Raw genomic sequence first — 8,921 nt, forward strand, 5'->3', positions numbered from 1 at the left:
ACTGTATGACTCTTTGAAACAACTTGAAAAGGCAGTCGTTGAATACTTCGACACCCTTAACTCAGAAGTGCTGATGAAATTATGCACTTGCTCTTATATATGATGTTTCATTGTGGAAGCTGTATTACACGAATAAAAGGGGAAAATGGCGGGACCCTGTAGCCAGAGCTTTCCAAAGCTCTGCAAGCCCTTCTTCCGTTGTTAATCGCCGGACGCGGAGGATCGGAATCCTCTAGCTACATCGTGGGGCAGAGGGGTCCACGAATTACACGAATTACACGAACAAAAGTGGTCTCATGCTGTTATCAAGCTAAGAACACTCTAATCCCGTATAAGCATGATACAAGCTTGATAAGAGCTTGTCTCAAAGCGTCAGGGCAGGTGCCGCTATGCTTAGAACATAACCATCTTGGCGGTGCTGTGGTGCTTTCCGGCCTGAAAGGTCACCAGGTACAATCCGGCAGAAACCCTTCTGTTGTTGGGGTCCGTGCCGTTCCAGGCCACTTCGAACAGGCCTTTGGCGGAACCTTCCTGGCTGAACAGGCATTCACCTTTCAGGTTGTAGATCCTGAGCCGGTAGTTCCGGGCCGGGCTTTCCAAAGCGAGGGATATGGTGGCCACTGTCGTGAAGGGATTGGGATGGATCCCCCGGATGCCGGTTACAACGGGCACAGGCTCGTCTGGATTGGATACGCCCCAAGTGTACACGGCGACCGCGATCGGGCTCGGCGTCAAGCCGTCGCTATAGGCCCGGGCTTTGATAGTGGTTGTTTGCTCAAGATGGATCGGGGCTGTGTAGAGAGCGGAGGTCTGATCCGGATCGGTCTCGTCCAGCGTGAAGCGGATCTCCGCCCCCGGTGTGGCTGAGCTGATGGAGACGTCCAGAGTGGGATAGAAATATCCCCCGGGGGGATCGAACAAGGGTGTGGCAACCATTCCGGCGATGTTGTAATATGCCTCCGCGATGGGGCTGGGCGCCCAATCCGTCCGAAAGGCCCGGGCTTTGATCGAAAGGGTGGTTTCAACGCTGATGGGGTCGCTGTAAAGCTGTGATGTGGCATCTGGATCCGAGCCGTCGAGCGTATATCTGATCTGCGCTTGCGGGGTGGAACAGGCCAGCGTGACCAGCTGGGCTGCGTCATAGGAGCCGGCGGGAGGGCTGAAGCCTGGAGCCGCCACGGTTCCGGTGATCGTATACACGGCTGTCGCGGTTTGGCTTGGCACCCAGCCCGGGTAGTAAGCTTTGGCCTTGATCGTGGTCGTTTCCACAATGAACAGGCTGGTGGTGTAGATCTCTGAGGATGCATCGGGTTCCGATCCGTCCAAGGTAAACCTGATCACCGCTTCGGGGGTGGGACAGGAAATGGAAACCGCGACCGGTTCGGTATGGATCCCGCCGGGAGGATCAAAAACCGGGATCTCCACCTGATAGGTTATGATGTATTCACCGCCGCTGATGTTGCTGGGAATAAAGCTTGGATAATAGGCCCTGGCCCTGAGAGTGGTGGTGGTAGCGATATGGATGGGCGCGCCGTAAAGTGCGGACGTCTCGGAGGGATCGCTGCCGTCCAGCGTATACCTGATCTGGGCGTTCGGAGTGGCGCAGGAAATGACCACGTTTTGCGGGCCTATGTACGTCCCGGGGGGTGGAGCCAAGGAGGGTGAGGCAACCTGGACAACGCCGCCCACCGGAAACACTATCTCCAGTTCCATGAACATGACCTGGCCGCCGTTTGGGGTCGGATGGTAGGGTGGATCGATGGCATTGGCACCCCAAGTGAAGTCGTTGTAGAACATGACGCCGATCTTGCCCACCTTTTGATTGCCCTGCATGCCGGTATATATGACCTTGTCCGCCGGATAGACCCACATCGGCTTGAGGCCGGCAAATTGCGGCGTTTCCACGTTGTTCAGGATGATGGGTTCGCTCCAGGTGCTGCCGTTATCCGACGAGACAGAGATGCAGATCTCCGGAGTGTTCGCGTAGGCGCTGTAATCGGCATCGCCAAAGTGATTGAACAAGCGGGCGCGCCGGGAATTCTGCCAGACGCAGACCATCATGTCCTGGGTGTTGGCTTCGGAGATCTTGAGGTTGCTGTAGAGGGAGAGCAGGTCGCCGTTGTGGCCGCTTTCATCCCAATGCGGATAAGGCCAGCCGGTGGCCATGGCCGGCCAATAGGGCGGAGTTTCCGCGGGATCGTAATTGTACTGGTCGACCTCGCCCCAGGGCGCTTGCATATCCCAGGGTGTGAACCAGTCATTGAAATCGTCGGCGGGTTCCTTGCGGGGATGGATCTCACGCACTTCAAAGATGTTGGCAAGTGGGTCGAACACGAATTCCTTCACGAACTGGAGTTCGGAAAAATGGGTGCCGTCGCTGGCCCTGAGCGCCCAAATTGCCGGGAAATGGATCTTGCCGTAGTTGTCTGTTACAGCGTTGCTGTGGGTGGAGTTGTAGATGGACCAGTAGATCTGATCGTCGGTGTAGGGTATCCCGCCGGGATTTTTGAAATACCCCAACGTGGAGCTGGGGCTTTCGGGCGGATTCCAGGTGGGTAAATTACTGAAAGAGCTGACCCTGGCCCAGGTTCCCTGGCCGAAATTGCCGCATTTGAAGACATCCATGTCCGGCTCGCTGATCTCGACGCTGCCGTTTGCAGCGAAGGCAGTGTGATATCCCGCGTAATAAAGGTTTCCGGCGCCGTCAGCGGCCAGGGCGGCGAAGGGGCTCCGCCATTCAAGATCGACATTCCATTGGTTCATTTCCGGAATGGAGGTGTGATTCCAGACCAGAGGCATTCCCATCTCGATGTCATCGCCATTGAAATCCGCGTAGGCGATATACGGATTTTCCGATGGGCCAAAGGTTGAAGACACCGCGTTTTTGCTCAGGACATAGATCCTGCGCTTGCCAGCGATGGGGGAAGGGCCGATGACAGCCGAGGGCCAGATGAACTCGTTGCTGGTTGTGGTGGTCCCGTCAGGTGAGGTTATCGTGGTGGGATTATTGACGACGGTCACTGGATCATTGAACAGGCCGGCGATGGAAGCGATGAACGCATCGGAGCAGAACCTCACTTCGAGCTCGGCATCACCGTCGGTGTTGGCTTGCCAGGCATACAGCGGCTTCCCGGATATCGGATCCACCGCCAGGGTTGGGTATCCCTCAAGGTTATACCCAGTCATGATCTCGCTGTTGTTAACTATATTTCCGATGGGGTCGAGATACGCGTAAAACGCGCGGCGATAGGAAGTGGCCTGGCGCCTTCCATGATAGGTCATGAAATAGCCGCCGCCAGCAGAATTGGGTATCACCCTCAGAGGCAAACTGTGGTAGCTCCCGATCATGTAGTCGTAATAGTTGGTGATGAGAGAGGTGGGTAATTTGCTGAACGTATACTGGGGCGGTTCCCTCACTTCGGATGGTGGTTTTCCCTGCGGCAAGCCTGTCATCCCGGGCTGCCTGCCGGGTTCCAGGGGCCTGGCGAACAGGGCCGGGGCCATCAGCCCAAGCAGCAGGGCCAAGTTTAGAAACTTCATTTGTTCCTCCTTTGCCACATTGAACATCAACTCTACAATAATTTGTTTCATGCAAAGGCGTCAAGCTTTTTTTTGCGCGGTAAAAATACGGGTGCCCCGCGACATGCGTTTTTGGACGGAGATTTCGATGTCCACGATCTACAAAACCCTGGTCAGGTGGAAAGAATGGACCTGGTGGAATCAGTCACCGAAGTCAGCGAGCAAAACCGTGCCCTGGAAGAATTCATGCTGTGAATGGACTGCCCCGTCCAGCACGTCAGCATTGCCCGGCGCTGGATCTTTCTGACGGAAGGCGAGATCCGCTGGGTGGATGATTTTCTGCAGAGGCTGCAAAACTGAGCCAGGAGAAACGGTATTCCGGAAAGTAATGGGAAGCCCGGAATCACCTTCCGGGCTTTGTTTATCTCAGAATCAACTTGAAAGCGTCCGGCTCAGGACAACGATCTGTCTACGATCAAAGGGGCGCCATCCGGTGCAAGTAAAAGGACATCAGGGCTTCGAGTTCGGGTTCGAAGGTCAGCAGCTCAAATTCCTCCGGCAGCTCCGCCGCCGCGCGTTCCGCCTCGCTCAAAGCCGCGGCAAAGGCGGCTTCGGGATCGGAAACCGGCTGCTGGCAGATGAGATCCGGCCCGAAACCGGCCTCGATGTCCAGTTCAATGGGTTTGGGCATGGCATAGCCGACGTGTTTCCATTCTGCCGTGCGGATGTTGAATTCATACTGGGTGAGGAACTTATGGCCGTGGGCGAGGACAAATTTGACCGCGGCGATGAGGTAATCCACCTCGGCCTCGGTCATGCAGTAATGCAGGTTGAGGCGCACCCAGCCGGGTTTTATCCCGTGGTAGCCGGCATTGGTGATCAGGCAGCGGTAATAATCCGAGGCCTGGAGAGGAATGTTCATCAGGAAATGGCCGTAGGGCCCGGCGCAGGAGCAGCCGGCCCGGGTCTGGATGCCGAAGAGGTCGTTGATCAGGCGGGTGACGAATTTGGGATGGAGGTATTTGTCGCGGTGGATGATGTTGAAAGGCACGATCGGCACTTTCTTCTCCGCTTCCTGGGGCCCGTAGAAAACGATCCGATCGTCTCCGGCGAAGGCGGCCTTGAACCTTTCGTAGAGATGCTTTTCCAGGATGTCGATGACCTGGTGGCCCACCTTTTCCTTGAGCTGGAAGGCCAGGGCCGTCCGCAAGGCCTGCATGATGCCCGGAGTGCCAGGTTTCTCGCGGCTTTCGATATCGCGGACGTATTCCTCTTTCAGGGGGGAGACGAAATCCACCGTTCCTCCGGCAGACACTGTTGGAGGCAGGTTTTGGGGATAGATGTCCGCGTTGAAGACCAGGATCCCGGAGGTGCCGGGGCCGCCTAAAAACTTATGCGGGGAAAGGAAAATGGCGTCGAACCAGGATTCGGGATCGCGGTTCATGTCGATGGATACGTAGGGGGCGCAGGCGGCGAAGTCAAAACAGGCCAGGGCCCCGTGCCGGTGGAGGATGCGGGCCACGTCATGGACGGGGGTTTTGAGGCCGGTCACGTTCGAGGCGGCGGAAAAGGAGCCGATCTTCAATCTGCCCTCCCAGCGGGGATCGGAAACGGTCTCCTCCAGCTTCTCCAAGTCAAGTTCCTGAGCGGCGTTCAGGGGTATTTCCACAATGTCGCAGAGGGTCTGGCGCCACATGATCTCGTTGGAGTGGTGCTCGTAGGGGCCCACAAAGACGATCGGCTTGTGCTCTTCCATGTAATCGTGCAGGGCCTGGTTGCAGTCGACGCCTCCGGGATTGCGCAGCAGGCAGCTTTTGAGGACCTCGGCGATCCGTTCCCGGGTGGCGGGGGGCCAATAGACGCCCAGGATCTGGAGGAGTTTGTTGACCCCGCCGGTCGATCCGGAACCGCAGAAGATGATCTTGCCCTTGGGGCCGGCGTTCACGCAGCGCTTGATGATCTTTTCCGCGTCGTGGAGCAGGGTGGTCATCGTTTTGCCGGTGAAATCATCCTCAGTGTGGGTGTTGGCATAGTATTGGAGGATGTTTTGGATGACCCGCTCGATGGACCGGAGGCTCCGGCCGCTGGCGGTGAAATCCGCGTATACCAAAGGCCGCTGGCCATAGGGGGTGGGGATCAGGATGTTCCTGCCAATGATGTCTTCGCGCAGCCAATCAAGGCCGCGGATCAGTTCAGACGCGTTCTTTTTTTCCATGGGGCCCACTTTTGGCAGGGGCTGAATTTGGGCAAGAAAATATTGATGCAACCGTAGGTTTTTTTCGCCAAAGACAAAACCCCTTGTCCCGGCATCCCTCAGAGGAGGGCCGGCTGCTGAGGAATGCGCTGCTTCAGGGATCGACGCGGCTTCCGGAAAGGACCTCGTTGACGAATTTGGGCAGGATAAACGCGCCGTAATGCAGGTCCTTGTGGTAATAGCGGGTGTCCAGCCCCGCGGTATCGATCCGGGCGGCGATCTCCGGAGCCAGGGGGTCGTGGAGCTTGGAGGCCAGTTGGAAGAGCCAGAGGCCGGCCTGATAGGTCTGGATCGCCGCGCCATAGGCCTTCACGATGGGGAAGAGGCTGGCCAGATCGTGGTGCATTTCCCGGATCACCTTGCGCAGGCTTTCGATCCAGGGGCTTTCGGATTGGAGGCAGAGGATCCCGCCTGCCGCCAGGGCGCGGTGGCAATCCGCGAAAAAAGGCCGGCGGAACAGGCCTTCAGCGGGTCCGACGGGATCGGTGGAGTCGATCAGGATGACGTCGAATTGCTCTGTTGTTTCCCGCACCCAGGCGATGCCGTCGGCAAAGACCAGTTCGGCCCGGGTATCGTTTCTGGCAAGGGCGGGGAAGGGAAAATATTCAGCCGCGACGCGGGTCACCAGCTCATCAAGCTCGACCTGGACCACCCGGCGCACGCTTTTGTGCTCCAAAACGCGCTTGATCGTGCCGCAATCACCTCCGCCAATGATCAGGACGCTGCGCGGGTCCGGATGGGTGAACAGGGCGGGATGGGCCAGCATTTCATGATAGACAAATTCGTCGCGCTCGGTGAGCATCAGCACCCCGTCCAGCAGCATCACCTTGCCGAAGGAGGGGGTTTGCACGATCTCGATCTGCTGATAGGGGCTCGCTTCGCTGCGCAAGACCTCGCTGACCTCGAAGCAGAGGCCGCGGTGGGGGCTGTGGTAATCCGTATGCCAGTGGCCCATGGTTCAATCAGGCTTGTGTTTGAGCGGTTCGCCCTCCGTGTCGAAGAGGCCGCGGCGCAGTTCCATGTGGCTGATGTGCTCGCTTTTGAAGCGCTTTTTCAGGTGGTTGAACAGGTCCCAGGGGGAGATGGTCTCGCCGCAGGTGAAGATGTCCACCGCGGCATAGGCGTATTCCGGCCAGGTGTGGACCGCGACGTGGGATTCGGCGATGACGACCACGCCGCTGACCCCGTGGGGCGAAAAGGAATGGAAAGTGTCGGAAACGACGGTCGCCTTGCCGAGCACGCAGGCGTCGATGAGGGCGCTGCGGATCTCCTGTTCGTTGGTCAGGATGTCTTTATCGCAATCGTAGAATTCCACGAGTATTTGTCTGCCAAGAGCTTGCATTATAAGTTACCTCTGCTGTCTGATATTTTATGGGGGGATATTCGGATCGCCTGATCGCGGATAGGGTCCCTTTGGGGCGGGAAGACGGCAGGGCCGTTTTTAGCTGGCCGAATCCGCCTTGGACAGAGGACTCAATGTTGCGCTAAAAGCGGAAAGTTGTAGCAATACCTCCTCGTCGTCGGTCCAGTGACCGGGATACAAGCCCGCGTAGAGGGCTTCACAATGGCTGTGAACACGCAGGAAACGATCTTCTTTCACGGCGACTCCTTTTAGCATATTTGAAAAACCACAATACGCAAAGGGGCAAATCCTGTCAATACCAAAATTCGGTCTTCCTCCCCAAAGGGCTGAAAATGAGGAACGGCACAGATTATTCTTGACATCTTTGGCAGCAGTCAAATAGAATGACCCGCAATGCGCAAGCGGAAGTTCCGCGGTACAGCGCCCGGCCTCAAAGGAGAACTGATGATCACGATCAAGGCTGTCAGCAGCAAGAAAGACCTTTCCAATTTTATCATGTTGCCCTTTGCCCTCTATAAGAATGATCCGAATTGGGTGCCGCCCCTCATCTCCGACCAGAAGAAATTCTTTTCCCCCGCGCACAATCCCTTTTTTGAACACTCCGAAGCCCGGCTGTTCCTGGCCCAGAGGGATGGGAAAACCATCGGCAGGATCACGGCCCACACCAACACCCAGCACAATAAGGAGCACCAGGACAACATCGGCTTCTTCGGCTTCTTTGAATGCATAGACGACCAGGAGGCGGCGGACGCGCTGTTCCGGGCGGCCTGGGATTGGAACAAGGCCAAGGGAAAGACAGCCATCCGGGGGCCCCTCAACTTCACGATCAACGACGAGGTGGGCCTGCTCATCGACGGCTTCGACACCCCGCCGATGCTGATGATGACGCACGCTTTGCCCTATTACCAGGCCCTCTGCGAAAACTCCGGGCTGGCCAAGGCCATGGACCTCTATGCCTTCTACAGCGACCGTTCCACCATCCCCGAACGCCTGGAGCGGATGTATGAGCTATTGCTGAAGCGCACCGGGGTCACGATTCACACCCTGAGCCGGAACAAGAAACAGTGCCGCAAGGACCTGGAGACGATCTTCCGCATCTACACCGAGGCCTGGCAATACAACTGGGGCGCCGTACCCCTCACGGAAAAAGAGTTTCAGCATCTGGTGGATTCGCTGCTGCCCCTGGCGGACCCGGACCTGATCCTCTTCGCCGAGCTTGACGGACGCCCGGTCGGCTTCAGCATGGCGCTGCCGAACTATAACGAGGTCCTCAAGGTCATGAACGGCCGCGTCAATCCCCTCACCATAATCAAAGCGCTGCTCGCCAAACGGAAGATCACCACCACCCGCGCCATCACCATGGGCGTGATCAAGGAATACCAGAACCGCGGCATCGACACCATCTTCCACTACATCTCCTACCGCAATGCCATCCCCAAAAATCTCTTCCACAGCGAATTCTCCTGGGTGCTGGAAACCAACACCATGATGATCCGGGTGGCCGAAATGCTCGGCTCCCGCGCCTACAAGACATATAGGATCTACGAAAAGCCGATAGCCTAAGCCCGGCAAGAACTCCACGCGGCCAGACAGCCTCTGGATCAAGGCCGGCCGCTGAAAATATGAACAATAGGGAGAGATTATGAACAGATTTCTGCTGCTTTGCGTTTTGCTCGGATTGGCGGGCCTGCTCCGCGCCCAGGAACCTCTCATGGATGGACCGCTGAGTTCAACTCTGTGAGAAGAGTGAACGATTCTGTCTAAAATAGCATCAGCAATTGTATT

At 57.1% G+C, this 8,921-nt stretch carries 6 protein-coding genes; 1 reads left to right on the forward strand and 5 read right to left on the reverse strand.

Annotated elements, in window-relative coordinates:
* Positions 1-393 precede the first annotated feature (393 nt).
* From K0B87_08475 to K0B87_08495, 5 genes are all read right to left on the reverse strand, one after another.
* Positions 394-3,540, reverse strand: a complete 3,147-nt coding sequence (locus K0B87_08475; GenBank protein MBW6514773.1) for a chitobiase/beta-hexosaminidase C-terminal domain-containing protein — start codon at positions 3,538-3,540, stop codon at positions 394-396.
* A gap of 454 nt (positions 3,541-3,994) precedes the next feature.
* Positions 3,995-5,734: an aminotransferase class V-fold PLP-dependent enzyme gene (locus K0B87_08480; GenBank protein MBW6514774.1), complete on the reverse strand. Its 1,740-nt coding sequence runs from the start codon at positions 5,732-5,734 to the stop codon at positions 3,995-3,997.
* Between the two features lie 133 nt (positions 5,735-5,867).
* Complete coding sequence (gene speE / locus K0B87_08485; GenBank protein ID MBW6514775.1) at positions 5,868-6,728, reverse strand: polyamine aminopropyltransferase; 861 nt, start codon at positions 6,726-6,728, stop codon at positions 5,868-5,870.
* A gap of 3 nt (positions 6,729-6,731) precedes the next feature.
* Positions 6,732-7,115 (reverse strand): adenosylmethionine decarboxylase, encoded by a 384-nt coding sequence (gene speD, locus K0B87_08490; GenBank protein MBW6514776.1) that lies wholly within the window; start codon positions 7,113-7,115, stop codon positions 6,732-6,734.
* 99 nt (positions 7,116-7,214) lie between these two features.
* On the reverse strand, positions 7,215-7,373 hold the full coding sequence (locus tag K0B87_08495; protein ID MBW6514777.1) for a hypothetical protein: 159 nt from the start codon (positions 7,371-7,373) through the stop codon (positions 7,215-7,217).
* Between the two features lie 207 nt (positions 7,374-7,580).
* Here K0B87_08495 and K0B87_08500 point away from each other — a divergent pair, with 207 nt between their 5' ends.
* Complete coding sequence (locus K0B87_08500) at positions 7,581-8,699, forward strand: GNAT family N-acetyltransferase (protein ID MBW6514778.1); 1,119 nt, start codon at positions 7,581-7,583, stop codon at positions 8,697-8,699.
* Positions 8,700-8,921 lie beyond the last annotated feature (222 nt).

The sequence above is a fragment of the Candidatus Syntrophosphaera sp. genome, assembly GCA_019429425.1.
Taxonomy (GTDB): Bacteria; Cloacimonadota; Cloacimonadia; order Cloacimonadales; family Cloacimonadaceae; genus Syntrophosphaera.

Coding starts and splice junctions, on each gene's coding strand:
- K0B87_08500 (MBW6514778.1), top strand. CDS start 7,581: ATGATCACGATCAAGGCTGTCAGCAGCAAGAAAGACCTTTCCAATTTT.
- speD (MBW6514776.1), bottom strand. CDS start 7,115: ATGCAAGCTCTTGGCAGACAAATACTCGTGGAATTCTACGATTGCGAT.
- speE (MBW6514775.1), bottom strand. CDS start 6,728: ATGGGCCACTGGCATACGGATTACCACAGCCCCCACCGCGGCCTCTGC.
- K0B87_08475 (MBW6514773.1), bottom strand. CDS start 3,540: ATGAAGTTTCTAAACTTGGCCCTGCTGCTTGGGCTGATGGCCCCGGCC.
- K0B87_08480 (MBW6514774.1), bottom strand. CDS start 5,734: ATGGAAAAAAAGAACGCGTCTGAACTGATCCGCGGCCTTGATTGGCTG.